Origin of the sequence: Saccharothrix longispora, assembly GCF_031455225.1 — a bacterium.
Lineage (GTDB): Bacteria > Actinomycetota > Actinomycetes > Mycobacteriales > Pseudonocardiaceae > Actinosynnema > Actinosynnema longispora.
Genome location: NZ_JAVDSG010000001.1, coordinates 3,996,630 through 4,015,222, shown reverse-complemented (window position 1 = coordinate 4,015,222; position 18,593 = coordinate 3,996,630). Strand labels below are relative to the sequence as shown.

General features: G+C 72.9%; 13 protein-coding genes. 8 read left to right on the top strand and 5 right to left on the bottom strand.

The features are described 5' to 3' along the window. Positions 1-11: 11 nt before the first annotated feature. Together J2S66_RS15865 and J2S66_RS15860 are read right to left on the bottom strand one after the other, a co-directional pair. Complete coding sequence (locus J2S66_RS15865; RefSeq protein WP_310307846.1) at positions 12-1,526, bottom strand: glycoside hydrolase family 53 protein; 1,515 nt, start codon at positions 1,524-1,526, stop codon at positions 12-14. Positions 1,527-1,567: 41 nt separating this feature from the next. After that, entirely contained in the window at positions 1,568-3,589 is a 2,022-nt protein-coding gene (locus J2S66_RS15860; RefSeq protein WP_310307845.1) for a beta-galactosidase, read from the bottom strand. A gap of 168 nt (positions 3,590-3,757) precedes the next feature. Between J2S66_RS15860 and J2S66_RS15855 the strand changes: the two genes are divergently transcribed. The 4 genes from J2S66_RS15855 to J2S66_RS15840 are packed head-to-tail and all read left to right on the top strand — an operon-like array spanning position 3,758 to position 7,797. After that, a complete protein-coding gene (locus J2S66_RS15855; RefSeq protein WP_310307844.1) occupies positions 3,758-5,038 on the top strand; it encodes an ABC transporter substrate-binding protein in 1,281 nt (426 codons plus the stop codon). A 2-nt stretch (positions 5,039-5,040) separates the two neighbouring features. After that, positions 5,041-5,952 (top strand): carbohydrate ABC transporter permease, encoded by a 912-nt coding sequence (locus tag J2S66_RS15850; RefSeq protein ID WP_310307843.1) that lies wholly within the window; start codon positions 5,041-5,043, stop codon positions 5,950-5,952. Next, positions 5,949-6,770 carry a carbohydrate ABC transporter permease gene (locus J2S66_RS15845; RefSeq protein ID WP_310307842.1) on the top strand — a complete coding sequence of 274 codons (822 nt, stop codon included), beginning with the start codon at positions 5,949-5,951 and terminating at the stop codon, positions 6,768-6,770. Before J2S66_RS15850 ends, J2S66_RS15845 begins: the two co-directional genes overlap by 4 nt. A gap of 7 nt (positions 6,771-6,777) precedes the next feature. Beyond that, positions 6,778-7,797, top strand: coding sequence for a LacI family DNA-binding transcriptional regulator (locus tag J2S66_RS15840; RefSeq protein WP_310307841.1), 1,020 nt, complete (start codon positions 6,778-6,780; stop codon positions 7,795-7,797). Between the two features lie 25 nt (positions 7,798-7,822). On the opposite strand, the gene J2S66_RS15835 is transcribed toward J2S66_RS15840, so the two are convergent. Next, positions 7,823-8,713 (bottom strand): RNA polymerase sigma-70 factor, encoded by an 891-nt coding sequence (locus tag J2S66_RS15835; protein WP_310307840.1) that lies wholly within the window; start codon positions 8,711-8,713, stop codon positions 7,823-7,825. 160 nt (positions 8,714-8,873) lie between these two features. Between J2S66_RS15835 and J2S66_RS15830 the strand changes: the two genes are divergently transcribed. Then, a complete protein-coding gene (locus J2S66_RS15830) occupies positions 8,874-9,359 on the top strand; it encodes a carboxymuconolactone decarboxylase family protein (RefSeq protein WP_310307839.1) in 486 nt (161 codons plus the stop codon). 673 nt (positions 9,360-10,032) lie between these two features. Next, positions 10,033-15,072, top strand: coding sequence for a PDDEXK-like endonuclease domain-containing protein (locus J2S66_RS15825; RefSeq protein WP_310307838.1), 5,040 nt, complete (start codon positions 10,033-10,035; stop codon positions 15,070-15,072). 84 nt (positions 15,073-15,156) lie between these two features. On the opposite strand, the gene J2S66_RS15820 is transcribed toward J2S66_RS15825, so the two are convergent. Beyond that, a complete protein-coding gene (locus J2S66_RS15820) occupies positions 15,157-16,035 on the bottom strand; it encodes an endonuclease/exonuclease/phosphatase family protein (protein ID WP_310307837.1) in 879 nt (292 codons plus the stop codon). A gap of 107 nt (positions 16,036-16,142) precedes the next feature. Beyond that, positions 16,143-16,670 (bottom strand): GrpB family protein, encoded by a 528-nt coding sequence (locus J2S66_RS15815; protein ID WP_310307836.1) that lies wholly within the window; start codon positions 16,668-16,670, stop codon positions 16,143-16,145. A gap of 111 nt (positions 16,671-16,781) precedes the next feature. Between J2S66_RS15815 and J2S66_RS15810 the strand changes: the two genes are divergently transcribed. Both J2S66_RS15810 and J2S66_RS15805 read left to right on the top strand, forming a co-directional pair. After that, positions 16,782-17,375: a PadR family transcriptional regulator gene (locus J2S66_RS15810; RefSeq protein ID WP_310307835.1), complete on the top strand. Its 594-nt coding sequence runs from the start codon at positions 16,782-16,784 to the stop codon at positions 17,373-17,375. Beyond that, positions 17,372-18,553 (top strand): FAD-dependent oxidoreductase, encoded by a 1,182-nt coding sequence (locus tag J2S66_RS15805; protein WP_310307834.1) that lies wholly within the window; start codon positions 17,372-17,374, stop codon positions 18,551-18,553. Before J2S66_RS15810 ends, J2S66_RS15805 begins: the two co-directional genes overlap by 4 nt. The last annotated feature ends 40 nt before the right edge of the window (positions 18,554-18,593 follow it).

Below are 18,593 nucleotides of genomic sequence, written 5' to 3'. Positions count from 1 at the left end.
CCGGGCAGTCGTCAGCGGTTGAACGCCGTGATCGCCGGGAGCGCCCTGCCGGACCAGTCGAACAGCGCCTGGTTGTCCCAGCCGTCACCCGAGTCCGGGTCGTAGGGGTCCCAGCCGTTGCCCGGCACCGCGTACCAGGTGGGTTCCCAGTACACGACCCCCAGCGCCCGCGGCACGGCCTGCACCACGCTGATCACGTCGCGGAAGTGCGCGAGCTGGCCCTCGGAGGTCGCCGGGTAGCCGGGCAGCAGCTTCGAGGAGTCGCTGAACGCGTTCGGCTCGGAGTCCGCGTCGGCCATCGTGAACGGGTAGGCGGTCTCCACCACCATCACGTCCTTGCCGTACCGCGCGGACACGTCGAACAGCGTGCGCTGCAACGCGCCGAGCGTGCCGTGCCAGTAGCCGTAGTAGGACAGTCCCACCACGTCGAACGGCACGCCGCGGCTCACCGCGTTGTCGAACCACCACCGCACGGTGCCCTGGTCCGCGCCGTTGGCCAGGTGCAGCATGACCTTCGTCGAGGACGACACCGCCCGCACCGCCGCCACGCCGCTCTTGAGCAGCGCGGACAGGTTGGCCCAGTTGTCCGACGACCCGTCCGGCAGCAGCATGCCGGGGTTGATCTCGTTGCCGACCTGGGTGTAGTCGGCCGTGGTCCCCTGTGCCTTCAGGGCGTTCAACACGTCATAGGTGTGGTCGTGGACCGCCTTCGTGAGCTGCGCGAACGAGTACCCCGCCCACGCGGCCGGCTTGCGCTGCCGACCCGGGTCGGCCCACGCGTCGGAGTAGTGGAAATCGATCATCAGCTGCATTCCCCGGTCCTTGACCCGCTTGGCCATCGCCAGCACCCGGGCCTTGTCGTTGTACCCGTCGGCGGGGTTGACCCACACCTTGAGCCGCACCAGGTTCATGCCGTTGGTCCCGAGCACCTGCAACGCGTCCTGCGCCTGCCCGGACGCCGTGCGGTACACGCCGCCGTTGGCCTCGGACTTGGGCAGGGTGGAGGTGTCGCCGCCGCGCACCGGCACCGCGGCGCGACCGCCGACGAACTCCAGGTCGTCGACGTTGATCCAGTTGCCGGCCTTGGCGTCGGACACCAGTGCGACCGTGCACCGGCCGCCGGACACCTGCGCGGACACCGCGACCCGCGTCCACAGCCCGTCCGCGCTGACCGGCAGAGCGACCCGCTGCTCCGCGCCGCCGCAGTCGCGCAGCGCCAGGTGCGCGGTGTTCTGCCAACCGGAGGACCGCACCCAGGCACGGGCCGTGTACCAACCGCTGGTCAGGCCGGTCAACGTCTGCCGGGTCTCCACCCGGTACGCGGAGGACGACCAGTGCGTGAGCCGGGTGCTGCCGCTGCGCCCGCCCGCCTCGGTGAACGAGGCGCCGCCGGTGCTCGTCCAGCCGGACGCGCCGGACTCGAAACCGGGGTTGGCGAGCGTGCTCGCGGCGACCGCCTGCGGCGGTGGTGCGAGCGCCGCCGCGGCGAGCACCGCGGCGGTGAGCAACGTGGGGAATGCGGACATCGGTTCGTCCTCCTCGTCGAGAACGCGGTGGGTGGGTCCGCTCAGCCGGTGCGCAGCACGGCCACCGTGCCCGCGGGCACGGTCAGCAGGCCGTCGCAGCGCCCGCCGGTGAGCAGTTCGGTGCCCGACGCCTCGATCCGCGCGTCGACGTCGGTGTGGTTGAGCACGAACAGGTACTCGGCGTCCGGGCCGTGCCGCCGCACGACCTCCACGTCACGTGGCAGGTCGGCGGGTTCGACGCCCGCGTCCCGGTACGCCCCGCGCAGCACGCCCGCCAGGTCGTCGCCGCGCAACCGGGTCGAGAGGTACCAGGCGCTGCCGCCGCCGAGCCGGTGCCGGGTCACGGCGGGTTTCCCGGCCGCCGGGCCGTCGGCGTACTCCAGCACGGTCTCCGCGCCGTGCGGCCGGAGGTTCTCGGCCCACACGTCGCCCGTCGCGCCCCCGCTGAGGGAGACGCGCTCGCCGGCGCGCAGCGGCAGGAACTCCTCGACCTCCAGGCCGAGCACCTCGCGCAGCGCGCCGGGGTGGCCGCCGGGGTGCACGGCGTCGTTGTCGTCGACGATGCCGGAGAAGTACGACACGACGAGCGTGCCGCCGTCGCGCACGTACCGCCCGAACACCGCCGCGGTGCCCGGCGCGGTCAGGTACAGCGAGGGCGCGACGACCAGCCGGTAGCCCGCGAGGTCCTGACCGGGGGCGACGAAGTCGCAGGTCAGGTGGGCGTCCCAGAGCTGCTCGTAGAACGCGGCGACGCGTTCGCGGTAGTCGAGGTCCACCGACGGGCGCCACGCCAGCTCCAGCGCCCACCACGACTCCCAGTCCCACACCACGGCCACGTCCGCGCGCACCAGGCTGCCGCGCAGCTCCGCGAGCGACCCGAGGTCGGCGCCCAGCCGCACCACGTCCCGCCACACCCGGCTGCGGGTGCCCGAGTGCGGCAGCATCGCCGAGTGGAACTTCTCCGCGCCGAAGCGCGAGGCCCGCCACTGGAAGAACATCACCGCGTCCGCGCCGCGCGCCACGTGCGCCAGGCTGTTGCGGGCCAGCTCGCCCGGCCGCTTGGCGATGTTGCGGGGCTGCCAGTTGACCGCGCCGGTGGAGTGCTCCATGAGCATCCACGGCCGCCCGCCGGCCACCGCGCGGGTCAGGTCGGCCGACATGGCCAGGTCGATGTGGTTGCGGTCGGCCTCGGCGGTCAGGTAGTGGTCGTTGGCGACCACGTCGACCTCGCGGCCCCAGCGCCAGTAGTCGACGGACTTGCAGTTGGTGGTCATGAAGTTCGTGGTGACGGGCGCGGACGAGTGCTCGCGCAGCACGTCCCGCTCGGCCCGGTAGCAGGCCAGCAGCTCGTCGGAGCAGAACCGCAGGAAGTCCAGCTCCTGCGCGGGGTTGCCCGCGGTGGCGGTGGCGCGCGGCGGCTCGACCTCGTCCCAGTCGCCGTAGCGCTGGCCCCAGAAGGTGGTGCCCCACGCGGTGTTGAGGGCCTCCAGCGAGCCGTGCCGCTCCCGCAGCCACGCGCGGAACGCCGTCGCCGACTCCGGGCAGTAGCACGCGCCGACCGGCGCGCCGTACTCGTTGTGCACGTGCCACATCGCCAGCGCGGGGTGCGCGGCGTAGCGCTCGCCGACCGCGCGGGCGATGCGGGCGGCGGCCCGCCGGTAGGCCGGGGCCGACGGGCAGAACGTGGCCCGCGAGCCGCGTTCGAGCACCACGCCGTCCCGCGTGACGGGCCGGATCTCCGGGTGCGCCCGGTACAGCCACGCCGGCGGCACGACGGTGGGCGTGGCGAGGTTGACCGAGACGCCCGCGCCGTGCAGCAGGTCGAGCAGTCGGTCCAGCCAGCCGAAGTCGAACTCGCCCGGCCGCGGTTCCAGCAGCACCCACGAGTGGATGGCGACGCTGACCAGGTTCACCCCGGCCTGCCGCATCAGCTCCGCGTCCTGCTCCCACACCTCGTCGGGCCACTGCTCGGGGTTGTAGTCCCCGCCGTAGACCACCCCGGCCACGCCGACCGGCCAGAGCGGATCGGCCAGGTCGGCGGGCCGCGGTGCCACGAAGGTCATGGAAGCTCCTGCGCTGTGAACGTGCACGGTCTCGCCGCCGATTACGCCGCAGATAAAGACATGTGTCAAGTGGTTGACAGACCGCTGATGCGCACAACTACTGTGCACGTTCACAGTGCGGTTACCGCTGGCAGCGGCGTCAGCGACGCGAACCCCTCGGAGATACCAATGCGACTCGACCTGGCCAGGAAAGCCCTCGCGGTCGGACTCGGACTCGCCCTGCTCGCCGGCTGCGGCAGCGGCGCGGAGGAGGGCGGTCCCGTCGAACTGTCCTTCTGGGCGTGGGCGCCGAACATCGACGAGGTGGTGGAGCTGTGGAACGCCGGCCACCCCGACACCAAGGTCGTGGTGAGCAAGCAGGCGCAGGGCGACGACCTCGTCACCAAGCTGCTGACGAGCGCCAAGGGCGGGACCCCGCCGGACCTCGCGCAGGTCGAGTACCAGGCGCTGCCCACCCTGGTGAGCAACGACGTGCTGGCCGACATCTCCGAGGGAGCCTCCGGCGCGCGCGACCAGTTCGCGCCCGGCGTGTGGGACCAGGTCACGTTGGGCGGCGGCGGCGTGTACGCGGTGCCGCAGGACTCCGGGCCGATGATGTTCTACTACCGCGCCGACCTGTTCCGGCAGTACGGCCTGACCGTGCCGAAGACCTGGGACGAGTACGCGCAGGTGGCCCGCGCCCTGCGCGCCCAGGCACCGGACCGGTTCCTGGGCACGTTCTCCTCCAACGACCCGGGCTGGTTCGCGGGCCTCGTGCAGCAGGCCGGCGGCCGGTGGTGGTCGGTCGAGGGCGAGGCGTGGAAGGTCGCCATCGACGACGAGGCCACGAAGAAGGTCGCCGCCTACTGGAGCGGCCTGATCGCCGAGGGCGCGATCGACAAGTCCCCGATGTACACCCCCGAGTGGAACAAGGCCCTCAACGACGGCACCCAGATCGGCTGGGTCAGCGCCGTGTGGGCGCCCGGCGTGCTCGCGGGCAACGCGGAGGGCACGAAGGGCAAGTGGGCCATGGCGCCGCTGCCCCAGTGGGACGCGTCCGCGCCGAGGACCGGCAACTGGGGCGGCTCCACCACCGCCGTGACCGCCGGTTCCGGCAAGCAGGCGGCGGCCACCGAGTTCGCCGTGTGGCTCAACACCGACCCGGCCGCCGTCGCCGCCCTGGTCAGCACCAGCGGCATCTACCCGGCGTCGAAAGCCGCCCAGGCCGCGCAGGCCGACCCGCCCGCGTTCTTCCCGAACCAGCCGGACTTCCACACCACCGCCGCCGGGATCGCGGCCACCTCGTCGGGCTTCACCTGGGGCCCGAACGTCAACGTGGCCTACACCGCCTACAAGAACGCCTTCGGCGAGGCCATCGCCTCGGGCGGCGACCTCGTGCCCGCGCTGGCCGCGATGCAGGAGGCCACGGTGGGCGACATGAAGGCCAACGGCTTCACGGTCGTGGGCTGACCATGCCCAGGACCGGCCGGCGTACGGCGCCCACGGCGGCGCCGTACGTCTTCGTCGCCCCCGCCGTCGTGCTGTTCCTCCTGGTCTTCGCCCTGCCCATCGGCTACACCGTCCACACCAGCCTGTTCCGCACCGAGGTGAGGGGCCTCGGGCTGGGCAGGGGCAGCCGCAGCGAGGTGTTCGCCGGGCTCGACAACTACGTCCGCGCGCTCACCGACCCCGAGCTGGGCGCGGGCGCGTTGCGGGTGCTCGGCTACGGCGCGCTGCTGGTGCCCGCCATGCTCGGCCTGGCGCTGGTGTTCGCGCTGCTGCTGGACGAGGAACGGGTGCGGGCACGCGGGTTCTCCCGCATCGCGATCTTCCTGCCGTACGCGATCCCCGGCGTCATCGCGACCCTGCTGTGGGGCTTCCTGTACCTGCCCGCCACCAGCCCCCTCAACCAGCTGCTGCGCGAGCTGTCGCTGCCCGGCGTCGACTTCCTGTCGCCGACGGGCATCTACTTCGCCCTGGCCAACATCGCCGTGTGGGGCGGGGTCGGCTACAACATGGTCGTCCTGCACACCGCGCTGCGGTCCATCCCGCGCGAGCTGTACGAGGCGGCGCGCATCGACGGCTGCTCGCCGTGGCAGGTCGCGCTGCGCGTCAAGATCCCGCTGCTCGCGCCCGCGCTCGTGCTCACCGGCCTGTTCTCGGTGATCGCCACGCTCCAGGTGTTCGCCGAGCCGACGACGCTCGCGCCGCTGACCAACTCGCTGTCGAGGACGTGGTCACCGCTGATGAAGGTCTACCAGGACGCGTTCGCGCGCGGCGACACGCACTCGGCGGCGGCCACGTCCGCGGTGATCGCCGCCGTGATGTTCCTGATCTCGTTCGGCCTCCTGCGGGTGACCCGGCGGTTCGGGGGGCTGAGGTGAAGCGCGTCCCCACCGCCGTGCTGCTGCTCGGCGCCGCGTACTGCCTGTTCCCGGTGGCGTGGGTGCTGGTGGCGGCGACCAAGAGCAGCGGCGAGCTGTTCTCGACCTCCACGTTCTCCCTCGGCGGGGCGCTGCTCGACAACCTCGGCGAGCTGGTCGCCTACCGCGACGGGCTGTTCTGGACGTGGCTGGCCAACTCCGCGCTGTACGCGGGCGTCGGCGCGCTGCTGTCCGCCGCCCTGTCCGGCGTCACCGGCTACGCGCTGGCCAAGTACGAGTTCCGCGGCAAGGCGGTGCTGTTCAACGCGCTCATCGCCGGCGTGCTGGTGCCCGGCGTCGTGCTGGCCGTGCCGCAGTACCTGCTGCTGTCGGAGGTGGGGCTGACCGACGGCTACCTGTCCGTGCTGATCCCGAGCGTGGTCAGCCCGTACGGCATCTACCTGGCCCGCATCTACGCGGCGGCGTCCGTGCCCGACGAGGTGGTGGAGGCCGCCCGCACCGACGGCGCGGGGGAGGGGCGCGTCTTCGGCTCGATCGCCCTGCCGATGATGCTGCCCGGCCTGGTGACGGTGTTCCTCTTCCAGTTCGTGTCCATCTGGAACAACTTCCTGCTGCCGTTCATCATGCTGGGCGACGACACGAAGTTCCCGGTCACCCTCGGCCTCTACACGCTGCTCAACCAGGGCAACACCGTGCCCGCGCTGTACTCGCTGGCCGTCACCGGGTCGCTGGTGTCGGTCGTGCCGCTGATCGCGCTGTTCCTGACCCTCCAGCGGTACTGGCGGATCGACCTGCTCTCCGGGGCCGTGAAAGCATGAACGGCCTATGAGCACCGAACGCGGCAAGCCCCGACCCCGGCCGACCATCCACGACGTGGCGGCCGTGGCCGGGGTGTCCCGCGGCACGGTGTCGCGCGCCCTCAACGGCGGGCGCAACGTCAGCCCCGCCGCGCTGGAGGCGGTGCTCAGGGCGGTGCGCACGACCGGGTACATCGCCAACCCGGCGGCCCGCAGCCTGGTCACCCAGCGCACGTCGTCGGTGGCGTTCGTGCTCACCGAGCCGCAGAACCGCCTGTTCGAGGACCCCAACTTCAGCATCCTGCTCCAGGGCTGCACGCAGGAGCTGGCCGAGCACGACGTGCCGCTGCTGCTCATGACGGCGGGCACCGACGTGGAGCGCAAGCGGACGAGCCGGTTCATCGCGGCCGGCCACGTGGGCGGCGTGCTGCTGGTGTCCTCGCACAGCGGCAACCCGCTGCTGGAGGAGCTGCGCGAATCGGGTGTGCCCGTGGTGACCTGCGGCAAGCCGCTGGGCCACGAGAGCGCCGTCGCCTACGCCGCCGCCGACGACCGGTCCGGCGCGCGGCTGGTCGTGGAGCACCTGCGCTCGCGCGGCCGACGCCGCATCGCCACCATCACCGGTCCCACCGACACCCCGGGCGGGGTCGAGCGCCTGGCCGGCTACCGGGACGTGGTGGGCGACGACGCCGACCCGGCGCTCGTCGCGCACGGCGACTACACCCGGTCGGGCGGCGAGGCGGCCATGGCCGAGCTGCTCGTCGCGGCGCCCGACCTGGACGCCGTGTTCGTGGCCTCCGACCTGATGGCGGCGGGCGCGCTCACCGTGCTCCAGGACGCGGGCCGGCGGGTGCCCGAGGACGTGGCGGTGGGCGGCTTCGACGACTCGGCGATCGCCACCTCCACCCGCCCCACGCTGACCACGGTGCGCCAGCCGTTCGACCGGATCACCCGCGAGATGGTCCGGCTGCTGCTCGACCAGATGAACGGCGAACCACCGGCGGCGGCGATCCTGCCGACCGAGCTGGTCGTCCGCGACTCCACCTGACCGCGACTCCACCCGACCGCGCCGCTCACCGGCGCAGGGCGGTCTCGCTCGCCATGTGCGACAGCTTCTCGGGGTTGCGCACCGCGTAGAGCCCGGTGACCAGGCCGTCGTCGACGCGCACCGCCACGACGGTGTCGATCCCGCCGTCGAGCAGCAGGACCAGCGCAGGCCAGCCGTTGACCTGCGCCGGCCGCAGCGTCGCGGTGGCGGGCAGCCTGCCCAGCCCGCCGGCCAGCACGCGGGCCACCCGGTCCGCGCCCACGACGGGGCGCGGGACGGCCTGCTTGATCCCGCCACCGTCGCCCAGGAGGACGACGTCCGGGGCGAGAACGTCGAGCAGCCCTTGGAGCTCCCCCGTCTCGACCGCCCGCCGGAACGCGTCGAGCGCGCCCCGCGCCTCGTCCCGCGAGGCGGCCCCGCGCGGTCGGCGCGCCGCGACGTGGGCCCGGGCCCGGTGGGCGATCTGGCGGACCGCGGCCGGGCTCTTGCCCACGGCCTCCGCGATCTCGTCATAGCCGAGGTCGAACACGTCGCGCAGCACGAACACCGCCCGCTCCGTCGGCGCGAGCGTCTCCAGCACCAGCATCATCGCCATCGAGACGCTGTCGGCCAGCTCGACGTCCTCGGCCACGTCCGGGGCGGTGAGCAGCGGCGCGGGCAGCCACGAACCGACGTAAAACTCCCGGCGACGGCCGAGCGCGCGCAGCCGGGACAACGCCTGCCGGGTCGTGATCCGCACCAGGTACGCGCGCCGGTCACGCACCGCGTCGAGATCCACGCCCACCCACCGCAGCCACGTCTCCTGGAGGACGTCCTCCGCGTCGGCCGCCGAGCCGAGCACCTCGTAGGCGACGGTGAACAGCAGGCTGCGGTGGGCGACGAACGTGTCGGTGGCGGTCTGCGACGTGCCTGCCACGGGTGGCTCCTCTCGGTCGGACACCCACCAGACGCCGGCCGCCGCGGTCCTGTGACACCCCCGGCCCGTGTCCCACGTCACCCGGTGGCGCTGTCACGCGCCGCGGTCCGCCGGCATCTCGTGTTCGCCCTGTCCACCACCACGAAGTGAGGACGACGTCATGGAAGCCCGGTTCGACCTGTTCCGGAACGAGCTCGCCGGCACGTTCGCCAAGCGGTTCGCCAACGCGGCCGCGGTGATCCACCGGTCGACGCTGCCGAGTTCCACGCAGGAGTTGGTGTCGTTGCGCGCCAGCCAGATCAACGGCTGCGGCTGGTGCGTCGACATGCACACCAAGGAGGCCGCCGCGGCGGGTGAGACCCAGGCCAGGCTCCACCTGGTCGCCACCTGGCGCGAGTCCACCGTGTTCACCGATGCCGAGCGGGCCGCGCTGGCGCTCGCCGAGGAGGGCACCCGGCTCGCCGACGCCCACCAGGGCGTGTCCGACGAGACCTGGGCGCGGGTGCGCGAGCACTACGACGACGACCAGGTCGCCGCGCTGGTGTCCCTGGTGGCGCTGATCAACGCGGCCAACCGGCTCGCGGTGATCGTGCGCCAGCGGGGAGGTTCCTACGAGCCCGGTGCGTTCGCCGCCGCGCTCGCCTGACCCCCGGTCCCGGTCCGCGCCGGGGGGCGGACCGGGACCGCGCGGGGTCGGGCCGGCCGACCGCCCTCGGCGGCGGTGGACCGGGCGAGCTCGGCGAAGGTCCGCGACGTGCTCCCGGCGACCACCGCCGCGTCACCGCGTGACCAGGTCGTGCTCGTGCACGACACCCGTTCGGGCGCTTCATGATCGAACACCCCGGGCAGTCGTCCGTCGACGCGGTCGCGAGTGCCGCTCACCGTGAGCGCGCGGTGTGAAACTTCCGCCGCACACCATTCCCTGCGCGCGAAATGCCCCCGGACGAGGACAACCGCCGCCGCGTCCGGTCACACCCGCACTACGTCGGAAGGCCTTTCCGGCGAGCCGATCGACGCAGGCGTCGGCGCATCGGTCCTGGTGCCGGTCCTGATGCCGTCCGCAGAATTGCGGTCCTGTTTCGTAACGGTGTGGTGAAGGCTGTATCGCCGCGCGCCCCGCCGGCGATGAGCAGCGTGATCGGTTCAGCGGTGGGAAAGGGGGGACGGTTGTGGCGAACGACGGCGCTGCTCCGAATCCGCGGGGTACGGCGGTTGATCGGGCGGTACGGCTTTTCGAGTTCCTCGCGCGGAGCCAACAGCTCAAGTCGAACCCGGCCCGCACCACCGACGGCTACGACTCGGTGCTGTGGTTCGGGCAATTGCCCGACCACCCCGCCATCCGGTCCGGGCACCGCGAGGACGCGCTCGAACCCGGTGCCCCCCTGCTCGAGGTCGAGCGCGTCCCGCACCAGGAGCCGCCCGAACCGGAGACGGGCCTGCGCCCCTGGCTGGACGGGGAGTGGGACGCCCCGGGTGCCCCGCCGCGCCTGCGCGAGTCGACCGGTGAGGGCGAGCAGCGCACCGCGCTCGACGACGCGCCCGAGATCCGCGATGCCCACGCCGAGTGGGAGGCGCGCTGGTCGGAGTGGGCCGAGCGCGAGCGGACCGATCAGCCGGCGCGGAACGTCTACAACGACCTGTTCTCCGCCTACGTCACCGCGACCGGGCACGCGGAAGAACTCGAACTCGTCGTCGGGACCGGCTGCCTGTCGTGGTCGCCGCCCGGTCACCACGTCGTGCGGCGGCACCTCGCCACCGTGCCGGCGGTGATCCACTTCGACGACGCCACCGGGCGGCTGACCCTCCGGCAGGCCGAGGTCGCGGACGGCCTGAACGTCGAGCTGGACATGCTCGACCCCGGCCGCGTGGCCAACCCGCAGCACGTGGCGCAGATCAGGAACGAGGCCCGCGAGGTCACCGCCGCCGTCCTGGACCGCGAGGTCGTGGGCGGCGTGCTGCGCCGGCTCGTCCACGCCCTCGACGGTGACGCCGCCTACCTGGACGAGGACGACGTGCAGAAGCCGGGCACGCACGCCGTGGCGGCGTTCGCGCCGGCCGTCGTCCTGCGCAGGCGTTCGCGGCAGGGGATCGTCGACATCCTCGACTCGGTCGCGGTTCAGCTCGGCGAGTCCGGCGTCGTCCCGGACGGGCTGCTCCCGCTCGTCGACCCGGACCACCGCCCGACCTCGGAACGCTCGCCCGGGGCCGGCGCCCTGGTCGAACTCGACGACGACCTCTTCCTCCCGCTGCCGGTCAACGACCGCCAGCTGCGCGTCCTCACCCAGGTCGACGCGAAGGCCCAGACCCTCGTCCAGGGACCGCCCGGAACGGGCAAGACCCACACCGTCGCCGCCCTGCTGTCGCACCTCCTCGCACAGGGCAAGCGGGTACTCGTCACCGCGCACACCGACCGCGCCCTGAAGGAGGTGCGGGCGAAGCTGCCCGAGGCCATCGCGCCGCTGGCCGTCTCGGTCGTCGGCTCCTCGCGCTCGGACCTGGCGGACCTCAAGGTCGCCGTGGAGCGGATCAGCCACGTGTCCGGCGAGTACGACGCCGAGGCCGCGCGCCGGGCCGTCGAGGACCACGTGACGGCGATCGAAGGACTCCGCCTGCGCCGGGCCGGGCTGTACCGGCGCCTGCTCGACGCGCGTGGCGAGGAGGTGGCCGAGCACGAGGTCGGCGACTACCGCGGCACGCTCGCCGCCCTCGCACAGCGCGTGGAAGCGGAACGGGAGCGGTTCGGTTGGGTGACCGACCTGACCGCCGTGACCGGCACCGCCCCCTCCCCGGTCCCCGCGGGCGACATCGCCGAGTGGCACCGGAGCGTCGTGGACGACGCGTTGAACGCCGACGAGCCCGAATCGCGGCTCAAGCTCCTGCCGCTCACCGACGTGCCCACCCCCGAGGCGTTCTCCGCCCTCGTCACCGCGGAGCGGCAGGCCATCTCGGCCGAGGAAGGGCACGGCAGCCTCACCCGGCACACCGCCTTCGACGCCGTCCGCCGCCTGGAGCGGTCCACGCGGACCGTGCTGCGGCAGCGGCTCAACGGGTTCGCGCGGGAAGCCGGGGACCTGTCGCGGCGGCGCGAGCAGTGGATGAACGACGCGCTGTCCGACGTGCTCGCCGGACGGGCGAACCACTGGCGGTCGCGCGGGAGCCAGGTCGCCCAGCTCATCGGCCGCGTCGGCCCTCTCGTCGACCGCCTCGGCCCGCTCACCGAGGTGCGCGTCGGCCCCGCCGACATGGGGGCGCTGGTCGCGCTGGCCGGGACGCTCCGCGCGCACGTCGGCGACGGCGGCAAGCTCAAGACCAACCCGGACGGCTCGCCCAGGACGGGGGCGTTCGCCCCGAAGGCGGTGAAGCAGGCCCAACCCCTGTTCCAGGCGGTGCGGGTCAACGGCGTCCCGCCCACCGGCGCCGACCAGCTCGACGTGTTCCTGATGTGGGCCGACGCCACCAGGACGCTGGACGCGCTGGACCGGGCGTGGCCCGACTCGGTGCACGTCCCCGCCGAGGACACGCTGAGCGAGCGGCTCCAGTGGCACGTGACCGAACTGGCGCAGTTGCGCCGCGTGCTGGCGTTGGGCGAGTCCCTCGAAGCGGAGGAGCGCGGCCTGGCGGGGCTCGGGCTCCCGCGTCCGAACTGGACCGACCTCGACGCCGTCCAGGACTACGCCCGGCTCGTCGACGCCGCCGCCGCGTCCGACGCGCGCACCGCCGCGACCGAGCCGCTGCTGGAGGTCGTGCGGACCACCGCCGAGGTGGCGCGGTGGGCGGATGCCGCGCCGTGCGTGAAGCACCTGGCGCGGGCCGCCGAGGAGCGCGACCACGAGTCGTACGCGGTCGCGCACCACAGGCTGGTGCGGCTGACCGAGGTCGCCGGGCTGGCGCGTCGCCGGGACGGGATCGCGGCGGCGCTGGCCGGACTGCTGCCGCGGGTGCACGAGGCCGTGTCGGCGGACCCGCGAGATCCCGCTTGGGGGGAGAAGCTGGCCGACTGGGACGCCGCGTGGGCGTGGGCCGCGGCGCGGGCGTGGGTGCTCGACCGCGAGGTCGAGGACGTCAACGCCCTCCAGGCCGAGGTGCTGCACGTCGAGGAGCAGGTGCGCCGCAGGGTCGAGCGGTTGGCGGCCGAACGCGCCTGGGGACACGCGGTGTCGCCGGAGCGGTTGTCCGGCAAGGCACGCGCCGACCTGCTCCAGTACGCCCAGCTGGTCAAGCTGCTCGGCAAGGGCACCGGCGTCTACGCGAACCAGCGCAGGGCCGACATCAAGGCGGCCATGGACCGCTGCCGCCCGGCGGTGCCGGTGTGGATCATGCCCGTCTACCGGATCGCCGAGCAGTTCCGCGTCCAGCCGGACATGTTCGACGTCGTGATCGTCGACGAGGCGTCACAAGCGGGGCTGGAGGCGACGTTCCTCCAGTACCTCGCACCCAAGATCGTGGTCATCGGCGACGACAAGCAGGTCTCCCCCACGGCGGTGGGCACCGACCAGCAGCAACTGCGCGACCTCGCCGAGCAGTACCTGTGGGACGACCCGTACCGCGCCTCGTGGCAGGACCCCAAGCGCAGCCTGTTCGACGAGGCGAAGATGCGCTTCGAGGGCATGACCACCCTCGTCGAGCACCGGCGCTGCGTGCCGGAGATCATCGGCTTCTCGAACCGGATCGCCTACGAGCCCGACGGCATCCGGCTGGTGCCCGTGCGCCAGTACGGCGCGGACCGCCTGGAACCGATCAAGCCCGTGTTCCTCCACGACGGCTACGAACGCGGCGTGACCGACAAGGTCAACCCGGTCGAGGCGGACGCCATCGTCGACCAGATCGAGAAGTGCATCGCCGATCCGAGGTACGACGGGTTGACGTTCGGCGTCGTGTCGCTGCTCGGCCGCGCGCAGGCCAAGAGGATCGAGAAGCGCCTGCTGGAGCGCATCCCGCCGGAGGAGTGGAAGGCCCGCGACCTGCGGTGCGGCGATTCCGCGGACTTCCAGGGCTCCGAGCGCGACGTGATGTTCCTGTCCATGGTCAAGGCCGCGGAGCCCGGCAAGCGCATCGGCGCGTTGACCCAGGACCTGTACGTCCAGCGCTTCAACGTCGCCGCGTCCCGGGCCAAGGACCAGATGTGGGTGTTCCACTCCCTGCGCCTGTCCGACCTCGGCAACCCCGAGGACATGCGGTTCCAGTTGCTGGACTACTGCTACGCGCTGTCCGGGCGCGTGGACGGCGTGGACGACGCCAGGCACACGGCCGTGCCCGAGGACCGGAAGGTGGAGCCCTTCGACTCGCTGTTCGAGCAGCGGGTGTTCAACCGCCTCGTCGACCGCGGCTACAGCGTCGTCCCGCAGTTCCCGGCCGAGGGCTACCGGATCGACCTGGTGGTCGTGGGCGCCAAGGCCCGACTGGCGGTCGAGTGCGACGGCGACGCCTGGCACGGGCCCGACGCGTACGAGCGAGACATGGCCAGGCAGCGCGACCTGGAGCGGTGCGGCTGGCGGTTCTTCCGCATCCGGGAGTCGGAGTTCTACGCGGACCGACCTGCGGTCATGGCTCGGCTGTGGGACGCGTTGCACGAGCTGGAGGTCCACCCGTCCGGGTGGACCTCGGAGGAGGGTGACGTCCCGTCGGCCGCGGTGCCCGACCGGTCGGTGGCGGTCGTCGAGCCCGTGGCGGTGACCGTGGCGCCCGAACCCGTTGTCGCGGAACCCGTCCTCCTCGAACCGGTCGTCACGGAACCGGTCGTCGCCGAGCCGGTCGTCGCCGAGCCGGTCGTGCGCGCACCGGCAGTGGTCGAGCGGGTCGCCGCGGTGGTGGCGGAGCCCGTGGTGACCGAAGAGCCCGTGCCACCTGTCGCGGCCTCGGTGCTCGCCGCGTACGGGCACTTCACCGGAACCGCGGTCCAGGTCGCCGAGGCCTCCCGGCGGGACCTGATCGACGGCCTGGTGCGCCTCGTCGAAGTCGAGGGGCCCGTGCTGGGAAGCCGGCTGCACACCGCCTACGTGCGGAGCTCGGGCTCCGTCAGGGTCACGAAACTGGTCGCGGGGGAGTTGAACAAGGCGATCGCCCAAGCGGTGCGCGAGGGGCTGCTCCTGGAGGACGACCCGCTCGGCGAGAGCGGGGTCAAGCCGCGCACGTACCGGCTGCCCGACCAACCGGAGGTGCGGATGCGCCACCTGGGACCACGATCCTTCGAGGAGGTGCCCCCGGGTGAGTTGGCGGCACTGCTCGACCACGTCGCGGAGCGGGACGGCAAGACCGGCGGGGAAGCCCTGCAGCGCGCAGTGCTGGAGGTGCTCGGCTTGAAGCGGCTCACCGACAACGTCAAGAACCGCTTCGCCGCCGTCCAGGTCCTGCGCGCCTGACGCGCGGGCCGCCGCGACACCGGTCCCGTCAGCCGGGCAGGCGGGACGACGCGCCGTGCTACGGGGCGTCGTCCCGCCGGGGCGCTAGAGGACCTGGAGCGCGGGGCCGTTGGGCTGGGTGTACCTGACGAGCCGGTGGTCGCTCGCCGCGGTGCCCCGTTCCCAGTTCCCGGAGATGCCCGGCATGGCCATGACCGCCTGGTACAGGTGCGGCTCGACCACCACGTAGTCGATCGGCTCGCCGATCGAGTCCTGGGTCGGGAACGACGGGTACCACACGCCGACCGCGCTGCCGGCCGACTGCACCATCTCGGTGGGGGAGCAGTTGAAGTCGCCCGCGAGCAGCCAACCCTGCGCGTTCGCCTCCCGGCACATGTCGTTGAGGTACGGCACCAGGGCGCCCAGCTCCTGGGGGGACTTGGTCCTGTTGGCGACGAGGTGCACGCAGCCGAGGAGGACGTCGGTGGGGCCGGTCGGCAGGGTCAACCGGACCTTGATGCCCAGGACCGGCCGGTCGCTCATGTCGCCGCCGATCTCCGCGGCCCAGGTCGGCCTGGTCTGCGTGATGATGGTCAGGTGGTTCTTCTGCCGGTTGCCCCACTCGGTGTGGGTGATGTGCAGGGCGGCGGGGTAGTGGGCCGGCTGGTAGGTGTACCGCCGCTGCACGAAGGACTCGTCGGTGTCCCGCGCGGCCCGGTCCTGGCTCCACACGGGGCCCTGCGCGTGCGTCCAGTGCGCCACGTCGGGGTTGCCGACCTCCTGGAGGCAGATGACGTCCCAGGCGAGGCCCGCCACGAGGGGGTCGGCCCAGAGCAGGTCCCAGCGGTTGGTGCGGTTGGCGTTCCAGGTGATGACGCGCACGGCGGTGTTGCCCTTCGGCAGGCGGGTGGGAGCGCGGACGGAGGTCCGCGGTCGGCGAGTGGTGCCGGTCGGCCCGGCGGTGGCCGGGGTGCCTCGCGACATCCGATCACCCTCAGGGTCGTCCGCCGGGTGCCTTCCGTTTCAGCCGGCCGGCATCCCGCCTTCGGGGCGCGGCGCCGGGCGGCCCGGCGCCGGCCCACGGAATCGGGTCAGGGGCGTCCGGCCTCCGCCAGCCACTCGATGAACCGGCCCTTGACGGTGCCGTAGCGCTGCGGGTCGCCACCGCTCAGCTCCAGCGCCAGGTGCTTGACCGCCGAGTACGCGGTGGCGACGACGGGGCGTTCGCGCAGCAGCCGGTGGAAGGCGCGCTCCGGGCTGGCCGACCACGCGTCCGGCGTGACGAGGTGGACGTGCAGGTTCGGCGCGGACGTGCCGGGGCGGTAGCGGCGCAGCATGGTGCGCGACAGCTCGGCGATGGTGATGGCCTGGAAGCCCGTCCCGGCCAGCAGGGCCGCCGCGCGGGGGACGTCGTGCTCCTCCACGCGGACCATCAGGTCCATGATCGGCTTCGACCAGATGCCCGGGACGAGCCTGCTGCCGATGGGTTCGATCTCGTGGTCCACGTCGCCCAGCGCCGCCCCGACGGTCGACCGGTCGCGGCGGTACTGGGCGACCGCCTCGACGTCGTGGAACACCAGCTCGACGGTGTAGTCGTAACGGCCGCGCACCGAGGTCACCACACCCATGGTAGGCAGATCGGCCGCTCGTCAACCGCACTCGTGCGGACGACGAAATAGTTGACACTGACTAGTTACACCTGGATAGTCAGACATGATCAAGGAGGATGCGTGGCGGGCAAGCGCAAGGTCGGCAACCTGCTGGGACTCGCGGTGCTGAGCTACCTCGTCAGGCGGCCGGCGCACGCCTACGAGCTGAGCCGGATGCTGCGCGAGCACGGGGACGCGCGCAGCATCAAGTTCAACCACGGCTCGCTCTACATGGTGGTCGGGCAGCTCGCGAAGGCCGGGTTCATCGCCGATCACGGGACCTCGCGCGAGGGCTCCCGGCCGGAGCGCACCACGTACGCGCTGACCGACGCCGGCCGCGCCGAGCTGCGCGACTGGATGCGCGAGCTGGTCGCCGAACCGAAGCACGAGTACCCGCACTTCGTGGCCGCGCTGTCGCTGATCGCCGCGCTGCCGCCGGACGAGGTGCTCGCGCTGCTCGCCGACCGGCTGGCCCGGCTGACCGAGCAGCGCGCCGCGATCGCCGCGCTCGTCGAGGGCAGCGACGTGCACCCGCTCTTCCTGGTCGAAGAGGAGTACCGGCTGGCCCTGCTCGACGCCGAGGCGGCGTTCGTCCGGGGCTTCGTCGACCGCATCCAGGACCCGGAGCACGGTTGGGGACCGCTCTGGGCGAAGTTCCACCAGGAGGGGACATGACGGCATTGGTGATCGGCGGCGGCATCGGGGGACCGGTGGCCGCGGTGGCGTTGCGGCGGGCGGGGATCGAGGCGACCGTCTTCGAGGCCCACGCGCGGCCCGCGGGCGGCGCGGGCGGCGGGCTGAGCATCGCGCCCAACGGGATGCGGGCGCTGGGCGTGGTCGGGCTGGAGGAGGCCGTGCGCGCCGTGACCACGCCCATCACCTCGATGCGGATGCGCAGCTGGACCGGCAAGGTGCTGGCCGAGTTCGGCACCGAGCCGCCGATGTCGATGGTGTGGCGCGACGACCTCCAGCGCGTGCTGAGCGAGGAGGCCGCCGGGCAGGGCGTGCGGGTCGTGCCCGGCAAGCGGCTGACGCACGTCACCGAGGCGCCGGACCACGTCGTCGCGCACTTCGCCGACGGCACGTCCGCCACGGGCGGGCTGCTGGTCGGCGCGGACGGCATCCGCTCCACCGTGCGCCGCCTGATCGACCCGGGCGCGCCGGGACCCCGGTACGCGGGCCTGCTCGGCTTCGGCGCGCGGGTGGCCGACACCGGCCTGCCGTCCACCGGCGGCGTCATGCACATGGTGTTCGGCAAGCGCGCGTTCTTCGGCTACCAGGTGCTCGACGACGGCTCCGGCGGGTGGTTCGCGAACCTGCCGAGCCGCACCCCGCTGTCCACCACCGAGGCGAGGAAGACACCCGTCGAGGAGTGGGTGGCGACGATGCGGGCCGCCTTCGCCGACGACCGCGTGCCCGCCGTGGCCCTGATCGACCGCACCGACCCGGCCGACGTCCTCGTCACCGGGGCGCTGGAGGACGTCCCGTCCGTGCCGACGTGGAGCCGGGGCCGCATGGTGCTCGTCGGCGACGCCGCGCACGCCACGTCGCCCAGTTCCGGCCAGGGCGCCTCCCTGGCGGTCGAGAGCGCGGTGGAGCTGGCCCGCTGCCTGCGCGACCTCCCGCACGACCGGGCGTTCGCCGCCTACGAGCACCTGCGCCGCGACCGCGTGGAGCGCATCATCGCGATGGCCGCCCGCACCAACCGGGACAAGGCGGCGGGCCCCGTGGGCCGGGTGCTGCGCGACCTGCTGATGCCGTGGGCGGTGAAGTTCGCCAAGCCGGAGCGCTACACGTGGCAGTTCGACCACCGCATCGACTGGGACGAGCCGTCGGCGGTCGCGCGGCCGTAGGCCTCCGCGGTCCCGGGGTTGTCCCGGCCCCCCGCCGCCG